The following is a 20,437-nucleotide window of genomic DNA, read 5'->3' as shown; positions in this document are numbered from 1 at the left end:
CGGATGTTTTTGCTGTTCGACGCTAAAATACGCCCATGGCACACATCGATGTGGACACGCTGTTGCCGAACGGACACGTCAAGGAACTGGTTGCCGACGGCGAGATGACACAGCTAACCCGCGGGCAGACCTACGCCGACGAGGGCGATACCTTCGAGATCGATGGTGATACCTACGCGGTCACGACCGTCGAGGAGCTCACGCTGGGGGAGTTGACCGACGAGGATGCCCAACGTGAGGGATCGGCAGATTTAGACGCGTACAAAAAGCGGCTTGTTAGAGCCCACGGTGGGGATTTTGAATGGGATGACGACGCGGCTGTGGTGCGGCACCGATTCGAAGCGCAGTAGCGGCGTCGGCAGCGGCAGTTAGTCGTCGTCAGCGGGCGCGGCGTCGGCGGTTCCGCTTGTGGCGTCAGTTTCGATGCTTGGTGGATAAACGCCGCGCTCAATTTTGAGATCCGACTGCGGGCGCGCCATACAGGTGAGCGCGTAGTTTTGTTTCTCGTCTTCGGTGAAGCCGCGGGCAGCGGGCTGGGCGACATCGCCTTCGATGATCTCGGCTGAACAGGCCAGACACATCCCGACGCGACAGGAGTACTCCTGTGCGATACCCTCATCCAGACAGGCACTGAGGATGGTTTCCTTGTCGGAGACCGTGATCGTCTCGTCGGTTCCGACGAACTCGACGGTGTACTCAGTCATTTACCGAGAGTTCGGTGACTCCGCCCAAAACTCTTGTTATCGGTTTTGTCCTTGGCTCCCGGTCGGATTTGGCCGCGGTCGCTGATCCGGAACGCCTAACCCGCAACCGGCCGCCATACCGATCTATGAGCATGAAGACGACCGCACGAGCCCACCCGATCCAAGGGCTCGTCAAATATCACGGGATGCGCGATCCGGAGCTTCGGCTGCCGTACCACGATTCGATCAGCGTCTGCACCGCGCCAACGAACACGACGACGACCGTCAGGTGGCTCACCGACGTTGACGCGGAGGGCGGCGCACAAGACACCTACCGCATCGACGGCGAGGCGGTTGAGGGCCGGGCAGCCGAGCGGATCAACATGGTCGTTGAGCACGTCCGCGAGCTGGCTGATTTCGACCATGCTGTCCGCTTTGAGAGTGAGAACTCCTTCCCCTCAAACATCGGTTTCGGTTCGTCGTCGTCGGGCTTCGCGGCGGCCGCGATGGCACTCGTTGAAGCCGCAGGCCTCGACATGTCGTTGCCGGAGATATCGACGGTCGCGCGTCGCGGCTCGTCGTCGGCCGCCCGCGCCGTGACGGGCGCGTTCTCGCATCTCTACGCCGGGCTCAACGACGAGGACTGCCGCTCCTACCGGCTCGACTCCGATCTCGAAGACGATCTCAAGATCGTTGCCGCCCACGTACCCTCGTACAAGGAGACCGAAGAGGCCCACAAGGAGGCCGCCGAGAGTCACATGTTCCAAGCGCGGGTCGCCCACATCCCGGATCAGATCGTCGAGATGCGGGACGCGCTGCGAAAGGCCTCCTTCGAGCGCGTGTTCGAACTCGCCGAACACGACTCGCTGTCGCTGACGGCGGCGACGATGACCGGCCCCTCAGGGTGGGTCTACTGGCAGCCCGAAACGATTGCCGTCTTCAACGCGGTGCGGGAACTCCGCGAAGAGGGCGTTGAGGTGTATTTCTCGACTGACACAGGCGCAAGCGTCTACGTCAACACGACCGAGGAGCACGTCGATACGGTTCGATCCCGCATCGACGAGATCGGCATCGAAACCGACGTATGGGAGGTCGGCGGGCCGGCTCACGTCCTGCCGGAGAGCGACGCGCTGTTCTGAGTCGTTCTGTCATCCGTTCGCTGTCGGTCGAACCGCAACTTTTACAATCTGATTTTCAAAAGACAAAGTAGACTTTCATGACCTCGCAATCCGACACGGTCGCCGACCGGATCGAAACGACCCGCGCCGAGATCGCGCCGACGACAGCGCTTGCGATCTTCGGCTTCGGCGCGGCAATCACGTTCACGCTGGTGGTGTTACAGGAGCCGTTGGCCCACGAGTCGCTCCACAACTTCCGGCATGCCGCCGGGATCGTCTGCCACTAACGATGCTCTTTGCCTATCTCAAGCGCGGGCTGCTGGCCGGTGGCGTCGCTGGCATCGCGTACGGACTGTTCATGGCAGCCGTCGCCAACCCACTGGTCGGCTATCTCGAACACGCACAGCATGGGCACGCCCACAGCCACGGCCCAGCGGCCGAATCGGTCGTGGCTGAATCGACGACCGCACTTGTCAGCATCGGGGGTGGGCTGTTGTGGGCTGTGTTCCTCGGCGGCTGTTTCGGTATCGGTCTCTACCTGTTTGAACCGGCACTGCCGGGCCGCTCAACCGGACGCCGGCTCAGCCTCGCCGGCAGCGGGTTTCTGACCGTTTCGGCCGTGCCATGGCTGGTGTTACCGCCGTCTGCACCCGGTGCCGAGCAACTGCTGACAGTGACCACGCAATTCCTCCTGTACGGTGGCCTTGTAGTTCTCGGCGCAGCAGTCGCTGCAAGCGGTGTGGCTGCGTACAACCGACTTGTTGGCCGACACCGCTGGCTGGCCGTCGCCGGTGGCATCGGGCCAATACTGGCCGCAGCGGTACTTCTCCCGGCGGTGACACCAACGATTGTTCGTCATCCTGAGCTGTCGACAGAGCTTCTCACCGCCTATCAAGCGATGGTCGTGTTGAGTCAGGGCTCGATCTGGCTGTGTATCGCCACGACATTCGGCTGGCTTCAGCGACGCACGCGACATGAATCGACGGCCACTGACCCACAGCCAGCGACATGAAAGATCGAACCGCCGAACACCGCGAGCGACTCGATTCGCATGTTTTCGTCTGTACGAACAACCGCGAGGAGTACGACTGCTGTGCCGACGCCAACGGTGACGAGACGCTGACCGCAGTCAAAGAGTGGCTCCGCGAGCGCGACGCGTTCTGGTCGTCGGTGTCGGTCGCCGAAACCGGCTGTCTCGGGCTGTGTAGCGAGGGCGGGGCGGCGATTGCGATCCAGCCCCGCGACGAGTGGTACTCCGACGTGCAGCCAGAGGACGTGCCTGGGTTGCTCGAATCCGTCTTCGGCCCCGAGGCCGATCAAGTCGGTGTCCCCCCAGAGCAGCCGGCCGACGACTGACGACAGCCTGCCTGCCAACCGAATTCCTGACGGAATCAAGAGGCGAGACGCGCTGGGCGAACCCGGACGTTCACGAGAGCAAGCTCTCGTGAGCCAACCAGAAATCTCCGATTTCTGGTGACGACGTAAGCATTGCAGGAGCAAACGCAATGAGCGACGAAGTCGTTCGAAAATCGAAGATTTTCGTGATGACGAGAGAGCTTGCTCTATCGAACCACGCGCAGCGAGTCCCGGGAGCCCAGCGCGTCGAGGGCTTTCTATCGGTTCCCGTTGTCAACCACTACATGTCCCGCCACATCTAACGTTATGTTCATTCGGCTGGCTCCCCAACCACAGGTATGCACGTCGTTGTTCTCGGTGCCGGCTACGCAGGCGTCACCCTCACCCGCAAACTCGAAGAAACCCTCCCACCGGAAGCCGATCTCACCATCGTCGACGAATCCGATACCCACCTCGTCCAACACGAGGTTCACCGCGTGATCAGACGCCCCTCGATCACCGACGCTATCGAGGTTCCGCTGGCGTCGCTGTTTGACCGCGCGGCGGTCGTCACTGCCCGCGTCGAGAACGTCGATCCCGACGCCAATGAGGTCGTTTTCGACTCTGGAGAAACCCTCTCCTACGATTATGGCGCGCTCTGTCTCGGTGCGGAAACCGCCTTCTACGATCTGCCAGGCGTCGAAGCGCACGGCCAGACGCTGAAAGCTGTCGGCGACGCCGAGGCAATCCGTGGGCGGGCACTCGACTTACTCGGTGGTGACACACCGGCGTCAATCGTTGTTGGCGGCGCGGGCCTCTCCGGTGTTCAGGTCGCCGGGGAACTCGCCGCGCTCGCTGACGAGAAGGGAGCCAGCGACCGTATCGACATTACGCTGCTCGAACAGCTCGATACTGTCGCGCCCGTGTTCCCCGAGGCCTTCCAAGACGCCGTCGCCGATGAGCTGACCGAGCGCGGAATCGAAATCCAGGTTGAAACGGCCGTCACCGAAGCAACGGAATCGGCGGTCGCCACGCAGCATCAAGCCACCGGTGAGACAGATACGCTCGACGCTGACCTGTTCGTCTGGACGGGCGGCATCGCCGGCCCTGAGTCGATGGCCGGCGACCGGCCGGTTGTCCGCCGCGATCTGCGGCTGACGAACTCGACGTTTGCGGTCGGCGACACCGCTCGCATCGTCGACGCCGACGGCGAGGCCGTTCCCGCCAGCGCGTCCGCGGCGATCCGCGCCGCCGATCCGGCCGCCGAAAACATCACCAGGTTGGTGGAGTGGGAGTTGGCCGGCCGCGGGGGCTTCGAGCCAGAGCTCACACCGTTCCGATTCAACGTCCCCGGCTGGATTGTCTCTGTGGGTGACGGCGCGGTCGCACAGGTCGGCCCAGAAGTTGTTAGCGGGGGTGCAGCCAAGGCACTGAAAGCCAGCGTCGGCGCAGGCTATCTCAGTTCGATTCGAGAGGTGCAGAAAGCAACCGAGTTGGTCGGCGAGGAGCTTGAGGCCTAACGGGGTAACGAAGCCGGAGCGATTTTACTTTCTGCCGCCACACCCCTGACCGTGACGATTACCCTCGGCTTCGAGGATGGGACGCTCCGGGTTGAAAGCGACCGCGAGAGCGATCCCGCCCTCGGTAGCCTGCCGGGCGTCAAGGGCGACCCGCGGAGCGGAACGGCGCGCGCGCCGGCCCACCACTATGCGGCGATTCGGGATGTGCTCCACCACGTTGACGCCGACGTTGTCGACACCGTGCTCGGTACTGATCCCGTCTCGCTGACGACGAGTTACGAACTCCGTGAGTACCAACAGGACGCCCTCAACGCATGGCTCGACAACAACCGCCGCGGCGTACTCGAACTGCCGACCGGCGCGGGGAAAACGGTCATCGCGCTTGCGGCGATGGCCGCCTGCGACGAGCCGACCCTAATCGTCGTGCCGACTATCGATCTCTTAGAGCAGTGGCAGTGCGAACTCGAAACCGAGTTTGAGGCCCCCATCGGCCGGCTCGGCGGCGGCGAACAGCGCGTCGAAGCGGTGACAGTGGCGACCTACGATTCGGCGTACCTCCGGGCGGACGAACTCGGCGACCGGTTCGGGCTCGTCGTCTTCGATGAGGTTCACCACCTCGGCGCGGAAGGCTATCAGGATATTGCCCGCCTGCTGGCCGCGCCGGATCGGCTCGGGCTGACGGCGACGTTCGAGCGGCCGGACGGAGCCCACGAGACGGTGGCCGGTCTCATCGGGTCTCGTGTCTACACCATCGACACCGACGAACTGGCTGGTGATCATCTCGCGCCCTACGAGATCCGGCGGATCGAAGTTGAACTCACGCCTGAGGAGCGCGCCGAGTACGACGACGCACAGGGCACCTTCGTCGACTACGTCCGGAGCTCAAACATCGATTTCACCAGCGGCAGCGACTACCGCCAGTTGGTCAAACGCTCCGGCAACGATCCCCAAGCCCGCGAAGCGTTGCTCGCCAAACAGCGCGCCCGCGAGATCATGATGAACGCTGATAATAAACGCCACCAACTGGGGCGGATTCTCGACGGTCACCGCGAGGATCGACTCATCGTCTTCACCGCCCACACCGAGTTAGTGTACGACCTCTCTGAGCGATTTCTCATTCCGGCGATCACAAACGAAACCGGCGCGGGCGAACGACGCGAGATTCTCCAGCGGTTTCGCGACGGCGAGTACAGCCGGATCATCACCGCCAACGTGCTTGACGAAGGCGTCGACGTGCCCGACGCCAACGTCGGCGTCGTCCTCTCGGGCAGCGGGAGTGAACGCGAGTTCACCCAGCGACTCGGCCGTATTCTCCGACCCAAAGCCGACGGGGGCAGAGCGATTCTCTATGAGGTCGTCAGCAGCGAAACCGCCGAGGAACGGGTCGCCCAGCGTCGGCGGTAACGTCGTCGGGTAACATCGCCGATGACGGCGTGACAGGACTGTCGCTGCGTCGGCGGTGAGTGTTTTATCGCTGGCGACCCCTGAATCCGTATGGACGAACGAATCCACGAACACGCCGCCGTGTTGGTCGACTGGAGTGCCCGGATCGATCCCGGGGATAACGTCGTCGTCAGCGTCGCAGAGGGAGCCCACGAGCTTGGGGTCGCCGTCGCCGAAGCCGTCGGCGAGCGCGGCGGGGAGCTCCTTGCAGTCAACAACGCAGCGGAGCTCTCGCGGGCGTATCTGCAGGGCCGGGCCGCCAGCGACACCGACTTTGCCGACCCACCGGCCCACGAGCTGGCGATGCTGGAGGCGGCCGATGTTTATTTGGGACTTGGTGGCGGGCGAAACACTGCCGCCACCGCGGATGTACCACCCGAAACCCGACAGGCCGCCCGGCGTGGGCAAGCGGAGGTGCGAGAAGCCCGGCTGGCGACCGACTGGGTCTCAACCGTTCACCCAACACGGTCGCTCGCCCAACAGGCCGGGATGTCGTTTGAAGCCTACCAGGAGTTTGTCTACGATGCGGTGCTCCGCGACTGGGAATCGCTGGCCGAGGAGATGGCCCAACTCAAACGCATCCTTGATACGGGATCGACTGTCCACATCGAGACCCCAACAACCGATCTCCGGCTGTCGATCACGGGTCGAACCGCCGTCAACAGCACAGCCTCGGTCGCCGACGACTCTCATAACCTCCCCTCCGGCGAGGTGTTTACCGCGCCGGCTGACGCCAACGGGACAGTCAGCTTCGACCTGCCGAGAACCGTCGACGGAACGCGGCTGGAAGGTGTAACGCTCACCATTGAGAACAACGAGGTTGTTGACTACGCGGCCGATCAGGGTGAGGCAACGCTGGGGGAGCTACTGGAAACCGACGACGGGGCCAGCCGGCTTGGCGAGCTTGGGATCGGGATGAACCATGGCATCGACCGGATTACCGATCGGATTCTCTTCGATGAGAAGATGGCCGAGACGGTTCACCTTGCGATCGGCCGGGCGTACGACGCCTGCCTACCGGGCGGCGAGGCCGGCAACGGGTCGGCGATTCATGTCGACTTGCTGGCCGACATGCGGGCTGACAGCCGCCTCACGGTTGACGGCGAGGTCATCCAGCGAAACGGTATCTTTCGGTGGGAGAATGAGTTTACCGAGGAGCCGGCTGACTGAGCGGATCGAGCCGCCGCCGGATTCATTACCCGCTCGACCGACCGCTGGGGTGTGACAGGAACCGTAACGGCAACAGCGTCAGCAACACGAGCAGCTGCTCCGGATAGCGCGACAGTCGCAGTCACCGCCCTCGGAGAGGCTGCCTCGGCAGCCCGCGCCCGCAAACGGGCTCGCAACCGCGCGGCAACGGTGCGAACGGCGATCGAGGCGACCGTTGAGGTGGGGATCGAGACAGTTGACCACCGGGTGACCAACAGCGCGGTTACCTTCGAGCCGGAAACTGACGCCGCCTTCCGGGCGGTCGAGGAGTTTCACGTCCGGTGTGAGCCGGACGCGGTCGCCACCGTCGTCGTCGAAGCGACCGACGGTGGTGGCGGCGTCGATCACGTGCAGTTCGCGCTCACGGACACAGCGCGGGCAGACCTCCAAGCGGAAGCCATGACAGCTGCCGTCGATCGAGCCCGCCGAAAGGCCGATCGACTGGCGGCCGCCGACGGGCTCGCGGTCGGGGCGGCCCGGTCGATCACGACCCAACCGGCCCGCCCCGGCAACGAGCCCGTCGATGACGCGTGGGAGTCAGATCCGTCCGTCCATCCCGCCCCGATCAGCGTTACCGAGCGTGTCGAGGTCGAATACGAACTCACTGCGGCCGAGACCGATATGACGGTGGCCAACGACAGCGGCAAAGGTTGATACCGCTCTCGCACCACAATTAAGTATGGCTGTTGCTGGTCTCTGTGAACACTGTAACCAACGCCCCGGGGCGTTCAGTTGTCGCCGCTGTGGGGCGACTGTCTGTCGACTCCACTACGACGGCGAGTTGGAGCTGTGTGCCGACTGTGCACAAAAGCGAACGGCAGACGGACGGCGTGGGGATACCTTTCGGCTGTAGGTGATAGCAGAAGTCGGTGGCGGTGTGGGAGCAACGCCCGTGCCGTCGCTATTCGGGGATATCGAGTTCGAACTGCTCGTTGTCCTTGACGGCGTTGAGCACGACGCTGGTGTTGGACTCGCGGATATCAACATCCTCCAAGAGTGACTTGATCTGATCGTTCATATCGTCGGTGTCGTCGAACTTTCCGATCGCGATGATGTCGTAGTCACCTGTTGTCTCATACACCGAGATCATCTGCTTTTCGGACTCAAGTTTGTCGGTGATCTGCGGGATCGCACTTCCCTCAACCTTGAGATGCATGATCGCGGTGACATCGTAGCCAAGGCTTTCGTAGTCGACGATCGGGGAGTAGCCCTCGATGACGCCGTCAGCTTCGAGATCCTTCAGGTGATTCGAGACGGTTGTCACCGACACGTCGAGCTCCTCGGCGAGACTCCGGAGGCTAGAGCGGCCGTCACCGAGCAGCGAATTAATCAGCTTCTCATCAAGATGTTCATGTGCCATACCCACCACGAGATAGTTTGTATTATTAAGTTTACTGGTATTAATCTCCACATCCGCATAGCCGTTCCCGATCCGATCGGGGAATGCGACAGAAGCTCACGCGCTGGGCTGCCGTGTCGACGGTCACCCGAGCCGACACGTGTTCAGTCCGAAAGATCACTCCGAGGCGGTGGCCGGCAACGCAGCTATGAAGCATCACTGCAGGATGACAACTGACCATCATCATAGGGAGTGCTCACGCCGAGCTGAAGGGTTGCTCCCAGCAGCTCCGGGGCGAATTCGACACCGTACACCCTGTCACAAGTTTGAATATCCCATCCGGCGTTAGGCTGGTAATGTCACGATCTTCTGACAGCGAAACGGTCGAAGTCGACAAAGCGTCATTTAGGCAGCTGCAGAATCTGATCGCGGAACTTGAGCAGAGCGGTCAACAGCTCGGTGAGATGGTGACCGCTAACAACGAGGTTATCCAGGGGTACGCACCGACGCTCAACGAGATCAACGATGAGGTCTCAAATCTCACCGCGACCATCGAGGAGATCGCCGCGACCGTCAGCGACGTTGACGAGCAGGCCGACGAGGCAGCGGCCCTCGCCACCCAAGGCGAGGAATCAACGCATGACGCTGTTGCGGCGATGCACGACGTGACCGATGCCTCCGAAACGGTGTCCTCTGAGATCAAAGACCTCCAAGAGAAAGCCCACGAGATCGACGCGATCGTCGAGGTAATCAACGGAATCGCCGACCAGACAAATCTATTAGCGCTCAACGCCTCAATTGAGGCCGCCCGCGCCGGCGAGGCCGGCGATGGGTTCGCGGTCGTCGCCGACGAGGTGAAAAACCTCGCCGGGGAGTCCCAAGAGAACGCCGAGACCATCGAGGAGATGATCAACGCGATTCAGGCCTCAACCGAGGAAACCGTCGATAGCTTAGAGACGATGAACGACCGCATCGACACCGGGATCGACGAGATCGAGACCGCGGCGGACAGGCTCGCAGATATCAATGAGAGCATCGACGAGGTCTCGGCCAGCCTGCTGCAGGTCTCAGATGCGACCGACGAACAGGCCGAAAGCACCCAGGAAGTCGCCTCGCTGATCGACGAGACCGTCGACGGGCTTGACGATGCTGTCAGTGCGATCGAAAACACCGAGGCGGTCGCAGAAACACATCAACAGGATATCACCGAGATCAGGCAGCTTGTTGACAAGCAGATCGAGTAGCCACCGCATGACAAACGCCAATGGACACCCAACCACGAACCAGCGTTGTCCTCGCTGGGGGGTACTCCACTCGGTTTGGCGAGACCGATAAGGCCCTCGCTGAGATCGATGGAACGGCGATGATCGCTCACGTCAGTAGCCGACTTGCAAGCGCTGTCGACCGAATCCTCGTAAGCTGTCGGGAACGCCAACAGCCGGCGTTCGACCGCGTGCTCTCAGCACTCGATGCCGATGTGCCCATAGAGATTGTGCCCGATCCCGAACCCGATCGGGGGCCACTCGCCGGTATCGTATCCAGCTTTAAGCAGATAGAGACGACGTATGCTGCGGTCGTCGCCTGTGATATGCCGTTTGTCGATCCGGCGTTCGTTGAGTTTCTGTTCGAACAGGCGATGGGACACGACGCCGCGGTTCCTGAACTCGACGACGGCCACCGCCAACCGGCACAGGCGGTCTACCGCGTTGGGCGAACGGTGACTGTTGGCGACCAGCGGCTGGCGGCCGATGCGTTGAGCCTACGCGGTGCGCTATCGGAGCTAGATACTCTGACGATCCCTGCGGCAACGGTTTCAGAACAGACCAGTTGGCGGTCACTGCGTGATATCAATTCACGCGAGGAGTTTATCCGCGAAACGGCCGACGACAGCAGCACGCGAGATGGTCAGTAGCCGCTAGTGATACAAAATCGTCAGTCAGCGGGGGAGGTGGCTGACAGATACGCATCGTTGACGACCCACTCGTCGTTATCGTTGCGAACCATGTACTCGCCGTAGTAGGGGACGCGGTTGGCGACCGTTTCGCGGAACGTTTCCTGGATCTCATCGCGGCTCATCTCACCCATCGACCGGAGGTCGTCGTTGCGGTTGAGACAGCCCTTCAGGTAGCCTTCGTGTGTGACGCGCACGCGGTGGCAGTTCGCACAGAAGGTCGGATTTTCGACCGGGTCGACGATCTCGACCATCCCGCCGTTCGATTCGTTGATCGCCTCGTTCTCGTCGGCGTCGTCGCCGGCGATCCAGTAGCGCGTCCGGTTGTGCATCTCGCGCTGTTCGACCCGGTCGGCGAGGTCTGTCAACCAGTCGTGGACACGTTCGATGTCGATATTCCACTCCGGGTGGCCGGTCAATTCAGGCATATACTCGATCAACTGCAGCCGGAGGCCGTCGTTGTTGGCAGCGTGTTCGACCATCCCTTCGACGTAGCCGGCAGTGTGTTTGAACACGACCATGTTGAGCTTTACCGGCGCGAGCCCGGCGTCGACGGCTGCCTCGACACCCGCAAGCACCTGTTCGTACGCGCCGGATTTCGTGATCTCGGCGAAGGCGTCGGGATCGATCGCGTCCTGTGAGACGTTGACGCGTTCAAGCCCGGCAGCTTTGAGCTTCTCAGCACGCCCGGGGAGGAATGTTCCGTTGGTCGTCATCGACGCCTCCATCGACTCGGGTGTACGGCGGATGATTTCCGCCAGATCCTGTCGCAACATGGGCTCGCCACCGGTGAACTTGACCTTCTTGACGCCGAACTCCTCGACGACATCCAGAAACCGAACCACGTCATCGGCGGTCATCTCGTTGTCGTCGGGCTCCATCGGGCCGCGGGTGTCACCAAGCCCTTCGTTGTGGCAGTAGACACAGTCGAAGTTACACCGGTCGGTGAGCGATACGCGCACGCCCGTGACCTCTCGACCGAACTCGTCTTCCAGCGGCCCGTTCATATCTACCCCCTCGCCGCTCCGATAATTAAATGTACGGGGGATTCGACTAATTTAGTAATAAGAATCAATTTCATAGCCAGATACTGCTATTGACTTCAATTACATCGCTCGCATTTTGTGGCAAACAGCCGGATCGCTGTCAACAGAAATGGTCGTCGGTAGTTTGCTGTCGTCGCCGTTGCACACAAATGAACAGCAAACCGAAGCTGTCGAAGGTAGGTTTCTTCAGTGCTTAATTACCAAGAGCAGTTGTTCATGAGGAACGGTGTGTCGTCTTAGACAAGCACCTGTCCATACCTCAGTCGTCCGCTGAGGCAGCCTCGGGGCTCGGGTCGCCTGTCTCGGCGAAGGGGTACCACGCCTGTTTGGCATCCGTGAGACACGGGTCGTCGTACGTTGTCTCCTCGGGTTCGGCGAACTCGATCAACTGCTCGTCGCCGGCTGTGTCGGCCCATTCGCGGAACGTCTGGCCGGCCTCACGGTGGGCCGCGAACGCCTCGACAAGATTTCGGATCGCGCCGGGAACCTCGTCTGCGGGGATGCGCTGGCGAATCCACTCAACGAACGACGGCTCCTCGCCGATGCCGCCGCCGACACCCAGATCCAGCGTCTCGACCATCTCCCCATCCTTGCGGCCGCGCATCCCGATCAGCCCGATATCCGCGGTGTTGGCGTGTCCACAGTCGGCCGTACAGCCCGAGTAGTGGATCTTGAGCTGCTCGACATCGGCCGGGAGTTCGACGTTGTCGCGCAGCCACCGCAGCATCCTCGACATCCGGGCCTTGGTCTCGGTGAGCGCGAGATTGCAGAACTCGGTGCCGGTACAGGCCATCGCCCCGCGGGTGAAGGGATTGGGTTCGGGTGTGTGTTTGTCCAGCAGTGGCTCCTCCAGCAGCTCGTTGAGGCGGTCACCCTCAATATCGATGAGAATCGGGTTCTGTCGCCGGGTCAGCCGGAGCCGGCCGGAGCCGTACTCGTCTGCGAGGTCGGCGAGTTCGATCGCCTCCTCGGCTGGCATGCGTCCGACGGCGACGCTGAGCCCGACGTAGTAGTTGCCGTCCTGCTGCTCGTGGACGCCGAGGTAGTCGAACTCGTCGCCATCGCCGCGACCGGCGTTGTATGTGTACTCCTCTCGCATATCTTCGCCGGCGGTATGAAGCTCGAAATCGACGTACTCCTCCCCTAACAGCTCCCGAATCCACTCTGTCCCGTGTTCGTCAACGAAGAACCGTGAGCGGTTCTTGTTCCGGTTCTGTCGGTTGCCGTGGTCGTGGTAGAGTTCGACGAAGCCACGAACCACCTCGTAGGCGTTGTCCGGATCGACGAAAACATCCAGCGGGCGAGCCACCCGTGGTTCGTGCCCGCCGAGGCCGCCACCGACGCGGACGTTGAAGCCGAGGGTTTCCTCCCCGTCGATCTCTTTCGTTGCGGGTTCGAGCCCGATATCGTTGATCGAGTCCTGTGCGCCACCCTCTGGGGTTCCTGTGATCGAGATATTGAATTTCCGCGGCATATTACAGAGATCGTTGTCGCCGCGGATCTCCTCTTGGAACCGATCCAACAGCGGCAAGGTATCGATGATCTCGTCTTTTGAGATGCCGGCGACGGGACAGCCGGAAATGTTGCGCATCGTGTCGCCACCGGATGACCGTGTCGTAACGCCGACGGCTTCCAGTTTTTCCCAGATCTCCGGGACATCCTCAAGTTCGATCCAGTGTAGCTGAATCGACTGCCGGGTGGTGAAGTCGATCCAGCCGTTGCCGTACTCGGGGTTGGCAACCGGCCCTTGGGCGTACTCGCTGGCCACCTCGCCGATGGCGCGAAGCTGCCCCGGTTGCAGCCGGCCGTTGCAGTTGGTCAACCGCATCATGAAGTAGCCGTCCTGTCCGTCTCGCTGGTGAAAGACACCACAGAACTTGAATCGAGAGAACCACGCCTCGCGCTCGTCTTCCGGGATCGACTCATACCCCTGCTCGGCGAACTCATGGATCTTCTCGCGAACCGCATCGCCGTAGAGCTCGTCTTTGTACGTCTCTTTTTTATGTGCCATCAGTCGCCTCCCGTCACATCAAAGTGTGAATCATCAACCGGTTCTTTGATCGGATGCTCAGTGAGCATAGATATAGATTTGTATCTCTGCATAAAAGCGTATTCGTTTAATAAATATGGAAATTACAGTCAAAACCAGGTGATCTCTGAAATCCGGGGGCAAACGGAAGTATATTTCATCGCTGTGGTTAGGAACTAAACTATTTTTATGATAACGCACAAAGACATGTTGATTGTGGCTTTATTTCCTGAGCAAAGAACAGTTCGACATTTTTGCGCCCACAACAGTTGGCACACGCCGCGCTGAGTGCCCGCGCGAGGGGCGCATGCACAATGGTTAAAAACGCTCAATTTTTCAGAAAATATGCCATATCGAAACAATTATTTTGCTCATAGCCACAGTACTTGTTGAAACAACTATAATGGTCGCATCATCCATCAACACGTTCACTGAGTTATCATCGGAGTTCATCGCCGGCAACCGCCAGCCGAGCGGCCACCGGAGGGCTCAATGACCGAGTGGACGCCGACAACGTGTATGCGGTGTGCGGTCGGGTGTGGTCACCTCCAGAAGGGCGTCGACAGTGGCTATGGGATTGACACCGTTCGTGGCGACGCAAATCACCCGGTTAGCCACGGGTTAGCCTGTCAGCGCGGGATCAGCGAATCGGCTGATCCGGACGGCGAGTGGCTCACCCGGCCGCTCATCAGGAAAGGCGACGAACTGGTCGCGACAAGTTGGGACACTGCCATCGGCACCGTGGTAAACAGATTTGAGACTGCACTCCAACGGTCACCCCACGGCGTTGCGGTGCTCGGGAGTGGGCAACAGACCAATGAGGCCGCCTACGTGCTCGGCAAGCTTGCCCGCGGCGGCTTTGGCACCCGATACTACGACGCCAACACCACTCTCTGTATGGCCTCGGCGGTCACCGCTTACTACCAAGCCTTTGGCAGCGACGCGCCACCGCCAACGTACGACGACATCCCCGAAGCAAAAACGCATCTCGTCTGGGGAGCCAACCCCACAGCCGCTCATCCGGTTATGTATCGGTGGATCAACCAGAGCGCAGACGAGGACGATAGTCGGCTGCTTGTCGTCGATCCTGTCGAAAGTGAAACTGCTGAGGACGGCGATACCCACGTCCAACTCGATCCTGGCACCGATCTTGCGTTCGCTCGGGCCATCCTTGCCCGGCTGGTCGCAACCAACGAGATCGACCGGTCGTTCATCGACGACGCGACAGTCGGTTTTGAAGCACTTCTCGATGCACTCCCTGAGGCCAAAGTCGCTGCTGACACCGCCGGCGTTAAGATGGAAACTGTCGACACCGTCGCTACGGCGTTGGCCGACGATACGCTGTTGTACTGGGGGATGGGTGTCAACCAGAGCATTCAGGGGACAGCGACAGCACGGGCGTTGATCGATCTCTGTCTGGCAACCGGGAACATGGGTTCCGGCAGTGGCCCCTTCTCGCTGACCGGCCAAGCCAACTCGATGGGAACGCGGATCTGCTCCTCGAAGGGAACCTGGCCCGGCCACCGCGCCTTCGGCGATCCGGAGCACCGCGAAACCGTCGCCGACGCGTGGGGGATCAACGCCGACCAGTTCCCCGACGATCCGGGCCCTGGCCCGGTTGGTATCGCTGATGCGCTCGCTGATGGGCCGCCGGGGGCCTGTTGGGCGGTAGCAACAAACCCGGTCGCCGGCATGCCTGACGCCGATGCGGTTCGGGGGACGCTTGAGGACACCTTCCTTGTCGTCCAAGATGCCTTCCGCACCGAAACCACCGAGATAGCAGATGTCGTGTTGCCGGCGGCAACGTGGGGTGAAAGCGAGGGGACGGCAACCAACATGGAGCGAACCATCTCCCGTGTTCGGGCAGCCACCGAGACGCCATCGAAGGTACGACAGGATATCGATATTATCTCCACGATCGGTCACCGGTTGTATCCGGAACTCATCGATCGGCCCGCGAGAGACCCCGCGGCGGTCTTCGATGAGTTTCGGGCACTCACTGCCGGGACGCCCGCCGACTGCACGGGGATCAGCTACGACCGGCTGGAAGCCGAACTCGCCGTCCGATGGCCAACGGATGACCCCGAGACCCAAGCCGGCTACCGCTACGTCGACGACGAGAGATGGACGTTTCCGACAGCATCCGGGCGGGCACGGTTTTCGACTGCCACCCACGGCGGCCTCGCGGAGCCGACCACCGAGGCGTATCCGCTGACGCTGACGACCGGCCGGGAGCCTGATGCCTACAACACCGGGGTTCGAACGCGTGGCGGCGAGGCTGAAGATTGCCCGGTCGTTCGTGTCCACCCGGAGACGACACTGAAGCATATCGAGGCACTGGATCGCGGCCGTACCGTCGTCGTCTCGCGACGGTCGTCGGTGACCGTCACCGTCCAGCCCGACGATGGGGTGCCGACCGGCCTGCTCTGGCTGCCGATCCACCACCCCGCGGTCAATGCGTTGACGCTGCCGGCGGTCGATCCGGAGTCCGACGAGCCAAACTTCAAACAGTGTGCGGTCGATCTCCGGCCGCCGTCACGGTCGAACCCACTATCAACGCAAGGACTGTCTACCGAGGAGACGGTTGTCGGTGATGCCGACTGACACCGATGTCAAAACATACGCCAATATGTGCAGTAGTCAATAGATATAACAACCAACCAAATGGTTTTCAGTGTGAATAACCCAAATACAGTTAATAAATGGTGAATACGGTGTGTAGACACAAAACTATGCAGATCAATCGGCGCACACGGGAGGTGCAGCCGCGATGAGCGATTGGCAGTCGACGACCTGCATGCGGTGTGCGGTCGGCTGTGGTCATCGCCAGCGACCGACAGCTGATGGGGATAGCCTCGGCGAGGTGACCGGTGATCCCTCCCATCCCGCAACCGGCGGCGCGAAATGCCAACGCGGCGTGAGCGAAACCCTTGCCCCCGACGGCAAGCGGATAACCGACCCCCTGATCAGGCGAGGTGGCACGCTCCAGCCAACCGACTGGGAGACGGCTCTCGGGCTTGTCACCAGCCGCTTTATCGAGGCACTCGGCAACAACAATGGCAACATCGCTGTCCTCGGTAGCGGCCAGCAGACCAACGAAGCCGCATACGCGCTTGGGAAGCTTGCCCGCGGCGGCTTTGGGACGCCGTACTACGATTCCAACACGACGCTCTGTATGGCTTCGGCGGTCTCGGCGTACTTTCAGTCGTTTGGCAGCGACGCACCGCCGCCGACATACGACGATATCCCGAAAGCCGACACCCATCTCATCTGGGGGGCGAACCCGGCGACCGCCCATCCGGTGGTTTACCGGTGGATCACCGATAGCGTCGCCGACGACGGCCAACTGATCGTTGTTGACCCCGTTGAGACGGCGACCGCCGACGACGCCGACACCCACGTTCGCCCGGATCCCGGCACCGACCTCGCGTTGGCCCGAGCGGTGCTGGCAGCCGTCATCGACGCCGGCGATGTCGATACCAAATTTATCGAGTCACAGACGACCGGCTACGAGGAACTGGTCGACTCGCTGCCGACGCTCGACACCGCTGCTGAGACCGCCGGTGTCGACACTGATACCATCGAGACCATCGCTGACGGCCTCACCGACGACACGCTGTTGTACTGGGGGATGGGTGTCAACCAGAGCATTCAGGGGACAGCGACGGCCCGTGCCCTCATCGATCTCTGTTTGGTGACCGGAAATATTGGCCCCGGTAGCGGCCCCTTCTCGCTGACCGGGCAAGCCAACTCGATGGGTAACCGTGTGTGTTCCTCAAAGGGAACCTGGCCCGGTCATCGCGCTTTCGACGATGAAACAGCCCGTAAGGCCGTCGCCGAAGCGTGGGACGTGCCGCTCTCTCGGCTTCCAGAGACGACAGGGCCGGGCTTTGTCGGCATCGTCGACGCCATCGCTCGCGGCGAAAGCGAGGTCTGCTGGACGGTAGCGACGAACCCGGCGGCCGGGATGCCGGATGCGGGTCAGGTGACCGATGTCTTAGAGGAGGTCTTTCTTGTCGCCCAGGACGCCTTCTACTCGGAAACAGTCGCCTGCGCCGATGTGGTGTTGCCGGCGGCGACGTGGGGGGAAACAGAGGGGACGGCAACCAACATGGAGCGACGCGTCTCGCGGGTACGACAGGCAGTCGACCCGCCGGGGGCTGCACGACAGGATCTCGACATCATCGCCGCCATCGGCAACCGTGTCGAGACCGGTCTGTTTGCGGAGACACCGCTGGATCCAGGGCGTGTCTTCGATGAGCTCACCGCATTGACCGCCGGCACAACCGCGGATCTCTCGGGGCTCTCCTACGACCGGCTGACCGAGGAGCTGGCGGTCAGATGGCCGGCTCCGACTGCGGACAGCCATGGCGGCTACCGATACCATGAGGGTGGCGACAGATGGCAGTTTGAGACGGAGTCGGGTCGCGCCCGATTCTCAGCGGCCACCCACAGTGGCGTGCCGGAACCCCTCGATGCGGCGTATCCTTTAGTGTTGACAACCGGGCGGTGTGCCGGGGTTTACAACACCGGGATTCGGAACCGAGCGGACGACGACACGGTTCCAGATGCCCGCATCCATCCCGAGACAGTCGGCAACTGTCTCGATGCCTTCGATCGAAGTCGGACAGTGATCGAATCCCGGCGCGATAGCGTCACCGTCACCGTGGCAGCTGACGACAGCGTCCCGCCGGGGATGGTGTGGGTGCCGATCCACAACCCGGCCGCAAACAAGCTGACGCTGCCGGCGGTGGATCCGGAATCTGACGAACCAAACCTCAAGCAGTGTGCGGTGACCGTTCGAGCCCCACCGCGCTCGACAGATGACGACGATCAGGGGACAGCCGCGGCGTCGACGCCGGCGCTCAGCGGTGACGGCGGGCTTGTCGACAGATAGGCGCGGTTGCCGCACAGGCCACCGCAACGACACGGTATTTCGATATGTGGCAACTGTCGACCGGTGGTACCGACTCTCCTCAGCGGCGAGTAAACCGGTCGAGTACGATACAGAAAGTTGTCAGGGGATGGCGGTGCCTGTTCGTCCAACTACTGAGAGTGCCGTGTAGTTTCGCTGTAGGCCCTCAGACCCAACTATGATGAATTATAACGGACAAAACTCGCATTTCGGTAGTAAATAATACAGAAAACCGAATTGTAATCGGAGATGGTATATTTCTGTGAATGAATGGTGAAACAAAATGGGTGTGGTCGATAAGTCACGTAATGTTTTGATTTGCCACCTGAATCCGGTCAATTGTCCGCCGATTGTTTTATTAATACAGCGTTTTTGTGAGACAGACGTGTTGAAACCAATGATCGCAGTATTGCAGCGGCACATCGTACAGTGGTGTCAACGACTGGGAGCCAGACAGCACCCATCCACTAACCAACTTGCGGAGGTGGCCAACGCATGAAGAGTCCGATTCGGATGACGAAGTACCGGACGCTTGTGTTAGCGACGATCGGGTTCAATTTTTCATTTCTGATCTGGTTCTCCTTCGCCCCGTTCACCGGCGGGATGGCCGAGGAGTTCAGCCTCTCGACGGCCGAGATCGGGATCCTCGCGAGTTCGGCCATCTGGATGGCCCCATTTGGCCGTATCCTCACCGGCTGGCTCTCCGATAAGTTCGGCGCGCCAGCCATCTTCGCCATTGTGCTGGCGTACGTCGGCGTGTTCTCGATCGGGAGCGCGTTTGCACAGGACTACTCCGTGTTCTTCGTGACACGGCTGATCGTGGCGACGGCAGGTATCACGTTCGTCATCGGCATCCAGCACGTTGCCGAGTGGTTCGAAGAGGAGAATCTTGGCCTCGCTGAGGGGATCTACGCCGGCATCGGGAACGCCGGTGCGGCTGGCGGCGCGCTCATTCTTCCGCGCGTCTTCGGCACCGGCTGGAGCGGCCCGTTGTTTGCGACCAACTGGCGGGCGGCGTTTTTCTACACCGGCTGTGTCTCGATCGTTCTCGCCGTCGTCTACTACGTCTTCGGTGAGGCCGCCAAAACGACCGAAAAGCGACAAGCGACCAAGGAGAACGCGACGTTCAAAGGGTGGGTGTACACCGCCACCCGCTACGGAACAGTCGTGCTCGCGGCGGCCTACATCATGTCATTCGGCCTTGAGCTATCGATGAACGGCTGGCTCGCCACTTACTACCGGGAAGCCTTCGATACAAGCAACCTCGTCTTGGCGAGTACGTTCGCGGCAACGTTCTCCGTGGCCGCCGGCCTGTTGCGACCGTTTGGCGGCTACGGCAGCGATCTTCTGGCCCGCAAAGAGATGGATATCCTGCCATTCTTTAAGGGGCAGTACCGCGAACAGTGGACGTTTTGTGGGCTGTGTTTCATCGTCCTGATGATGTTCGGCCTGACGCTGGCCGGCTTCTCGGGCGTTGTAATGAACGCGGTCATCGTCGGCTTCCTCGTTGGCACGGGCTGTGCGTGGGCTGAGGGCGCGATCTTTGCCCAAGTGCCGGCGATGTTTCCTAACAGCTCAGGATCGGTCGCCGGCATTGTCGGCGGCGTCGGTACGGTCGGTGGGATCGTCTACCCGCTGATCTACTCCGCGCCGTGGCTTGCGAACTTCCATATCGGCTACTCCGTGACCGCCGTCTCGATGATCCCGATCGTCCTGCTGGCCGCCTGGGTGTTCCAGCCGGAGATCGCTGCCGTCGCCAACAGTGCCGGCTTTGTCGGCGAGAGCGGCGACGCGCCGTCGGCGACCCCAAGCGACGACTGATCGCACCGACGCGAGGCGAGCACACCTA

Annotated in this window: 20 protein-coding genes; 16 read left to right on the top strand and 4 right to left on the bottom strand. The window is 61.4% G+C overall.

The window, feature by feature from the left end:
* The first annotated feature begins 35 nt into the window (after window positions 1-35).
* Window positions 36-350 (top strand): ASCH domain-containing protein, encoded by a 315-nt coding sequence (locus tag DP106_RS06590; RefSeq protein WP_120084207.1) that lies wholly within the window; start codon window positions 36-38, stop codon window positions 348-350.
* Window positions 351-368: 18 nt separating this feature from the next.
* Here DP106_RS06590 and DP106_RS06585 read toward each other — a convergent pair whose 3' ends face one another.
* Entirely contained in the window at window positions 369-704 is a 336-nt protein-coding gene (locus DP106_RS06585; RefSeq protein ID WP_120084206.1) for a 2Fe-2S iron-sulfur cluster-binding protein, read from the bottom strand.
* A gap of 131 nt (window positions 705-835) precedes the next feature.
* Here DP106_RS06585 and mvaD point away from each other — a divergent pair, with 131 nt between their 5' ends.
* The 10 genes from mvaD (at window position 836) to DP106_RS15790 (ending at window position 8,161) form a co-directional block, all read left to right on the top strand.
* Entirely contained in the window at window positions 836-1,822 is a 987-nt protein-coding gene (gene mvaD / locus DP106_RS06580; protein WP_120084204.1) for a phosphomevalonate decarboxylase MvaD, read from the top strand.
* 77 nt (window positions 1,823-1,899) lie between these two features.
* Complete coding sequence (locus tag DP106_RS06575; RefSeq protein ID WP_120084203.1) at window positions 1,900-2,088, top strand: CbtB domain-containing protein; 189 nt, start codon at window positions 1,900-1,902, stop codon at window positions 2,086-2,088.
* 2 nt (window positions 2,089-2,090) lie between these two features.
* A complete protein-coding gene (locus DP106_RS06570) occupies window positions 2,091-2,813 on the top strand; it encodes a CbtA family protein (protein ID WP_120084202.1) in 723 nt (240 codons plus the stop codon).
* Window positions 2,810-3,157, top strand: coding sequence for a (2Fe-2S) ferredoxin domain-containing protein (locus DP106_RS06565; protein ID WP_120084201.1), 348 nt, complete (start codon window positions 2,810-2,812; stop codon window positions 3,155-3,157). Before DP106_RS06570 ends, DP106_RS06565 begins: the two co-directional genes overlap by 4 nt.
* A gap of 149 nt (window positions 3,158-3,306) precedes the next feature.
* Entirely contained in the window at window positions 3,307-3,459 is a 153-nt protein-coding gene (locus tag DP106_RS15795) for a hypothetical protein (RefSeq protein ID WP_165857838.1), read from the top strand.
* A gap of 36 nt (window positions 3,460-3,495) precedes the next feature.
* A complete protein-coding gene (locus tag DP106_RS06560) occupies window positions 3,496-4,656 on the top strand; it encodes an NAD(P)/FAD-dependent oxidoreductase (RefSeq protein ID WP_120084200.1) in 1,161 nt (386 codons plus the stop codon).
* A 51-nt stretch (window positions 4,657-4,707) separates the two neighbouring features.
* Window positions 4,708-6,060 carry a DEAD/DEAH box helicase family protein gene (locus tag DP106_RS06555; protein WP_120084198.1) on the top strand — a complete coding sequence of 451 codons (1,353 nt, stop codon included), beginning with the start codon at window positions 4,708-4,710 and terminating at the stop codon, window positions 6,058-6,060.
* Between the two features lie 90 nt (window positions 6,061-6,150).
* Window positions 6,151-7,269 (top strand): aminopeptidase, encoded by a 1,119-nt coding sequence (locus DP106_RS06550; protein WP_120084197.1) that lies wholly within the window; start codon window positions 6,151-6,153, stop codon window positions 7,267-7,269.
* Window positions 7,270-7,320: 51 nt separating this feature from the next.
* On the top strand, window positions 7,321-7,962 hold the full coding sequence (locus DP106_RS06545) for an SIMPL domain-containing protein (RefSeq protein WP_165857837.1): 642 nt from the start codon (window positions 7,321-7,323) through the stop codon (window positions 7,960-7,962).
* A 25-nt stretch (window positions 7,963-7,987) separates the two neighbouring features.
* The gene (locus DP106_RS15790; RefSeq protein ID WP_165857836.1) at window positions 7,988-8,161 is read left to right on the top strand and encodes a hypothetical protein; all 174 of its coding nucleotides are present in this window, start codon (window positions 7,988-7,990) and stop codon (window positions 8,159-8,161) included.
* Between the two features lie 48 nt (window positions 8,162-8,209).
* On the opposite strand, the gene lrp is transcribed toward DP106_RS15790, so the two are convergent.
* Window positions 8,210-8,668 (bottom strand): HTH-type transcriptional regulator Lrp, encoded by a 459-nt coding sequence (gene lrp / locus DP106_RS06540; protein ID WP_120084195.1) that lies wholly within the window; start codon window positions 8,666-8,668, stop codon window positions 8,210-8,212.
* A 335-nt stretch (window positions 8,669-9,003) separates the two neighbouring features.
* On the opposite strand from lrp, the gene DP106_RS06535 reads away from it, so the two are divergent.
* Window positions 9,004-9,891, top strand: coding sequence for a methyl-accepting chemotaxis protein (locus DP106_RS06535; protein WP_120084194.1), 888 nt, complete (start codon window positions 9,004-9,006; stop codon window positions 9,889-9,891).
* Window positions 9,892-9,911: 20 nt separating this feature from the next.
* On the top strand, window positions 9,912-10,559 hold the full coding sequence (gene mobA / locus DP106_RS06530; protein ID WP_120084193.1) for a molybdenum cofactor guanylyltransferase: 648 nt from the start codon (window positions 9,912-9,914) through the stop codon (window positions 10,557-10,559).
* 20 nt (window positions 10,560-10,579) lie between these two features.
* Here the strand turns inward: mobA and moaA are convergent, their stop codons facing one another.
* Together moaA and DP106_RS06520 are read right to left on the bottom strand one after the other, a co-directional pair.
* Window positions 10,580-11,605, bottom strand: a complete 1,026-nt coding sequence (moaA, locus tag DP106_RS06525; RefSeq protein WP_120084191.1) for a GTP 3',8-cyclase MoaA — start codon at window positions 11,603-11,605, stop codon at window positions 10,580-10,582.
* 298 nt (window positions 11,606-11,903) lie between these two features.
* Window positions 11,904-13,655: a nitrite/sulfite reductase gene (locus tag DP106_RS06520; protein WP_120084190.1), complete on the bottom strand. Its 1,752-nt coding sequence runs from the start codon at window positions 13,653-13,655 to the stop codon at window positions 11,904-11,906.
* A gap of 510 nt (window positions 13,656-14,165) precedes the next feature.
* On the opposite strand from DP106_RS06520, the gene nasA (DP106_RS06515) reads away from it, so the two are divergent.
* From nasA (DP106_RS06515) to DP106_RS06505, 3 genes are all read left to right on the top strand, one after another.
* The gene (nasA, locus tag DP106_RS06515; RefSeq protein ID WP_120084189.1) at window positions 14,166-16,277 is read left to right on the top strand and encodes an assimilatory nitrate reductase NasA; all 2,112 of its coding nucleotides are present in this window, start codon (window positions 14,166-14,168) and stop codon (window positions 16,275-16,277) included.
* Window positions 16,278-16,443: 166 nt separating this feature from the next.
* Window positions 16,444-18,570 carry an assimilatory nitrate reductase NasA gene (nasA, locus tag DP106_RS06510; protein ID WP_120084187.1) on the top strand — a complete coding sequence of 709 codons (2,127 nt, stop codon included), beginning with the start codon at window positions 16,444-16,446 and terminating at the stop codon, window positions 18,568-18,570.
* A 531-nt stretch (window positions 18,571-19,101) separates the two neighbouring features.
* Window positions 19,102-20,409, top strand: coding sequence for an MFS transporter (locus tag DP106_RS06505; RefSeq protein ID WP_205738895.1), 1,308 nt, complete (start codon window positions 19,102-19,104; stop codon window positions 20,407-20,409).
* Window positions 20,410-20,437 lie beyond the last annotated feature (28 nt).

This window comes from Halonotius pteroides, assembly GCF_003605635.1.
Lineage (GTDB): Archaea > Halobacteriota > Halobacteria > Halobacteriales > Haloferacaceae > Halonotius > Halonotius pteroides.
The sequence above is the reverse complement of the archived record's forward strand: the minus strand, read 5'-3'. Positions and strand labels throughout refer to the sequence as shown.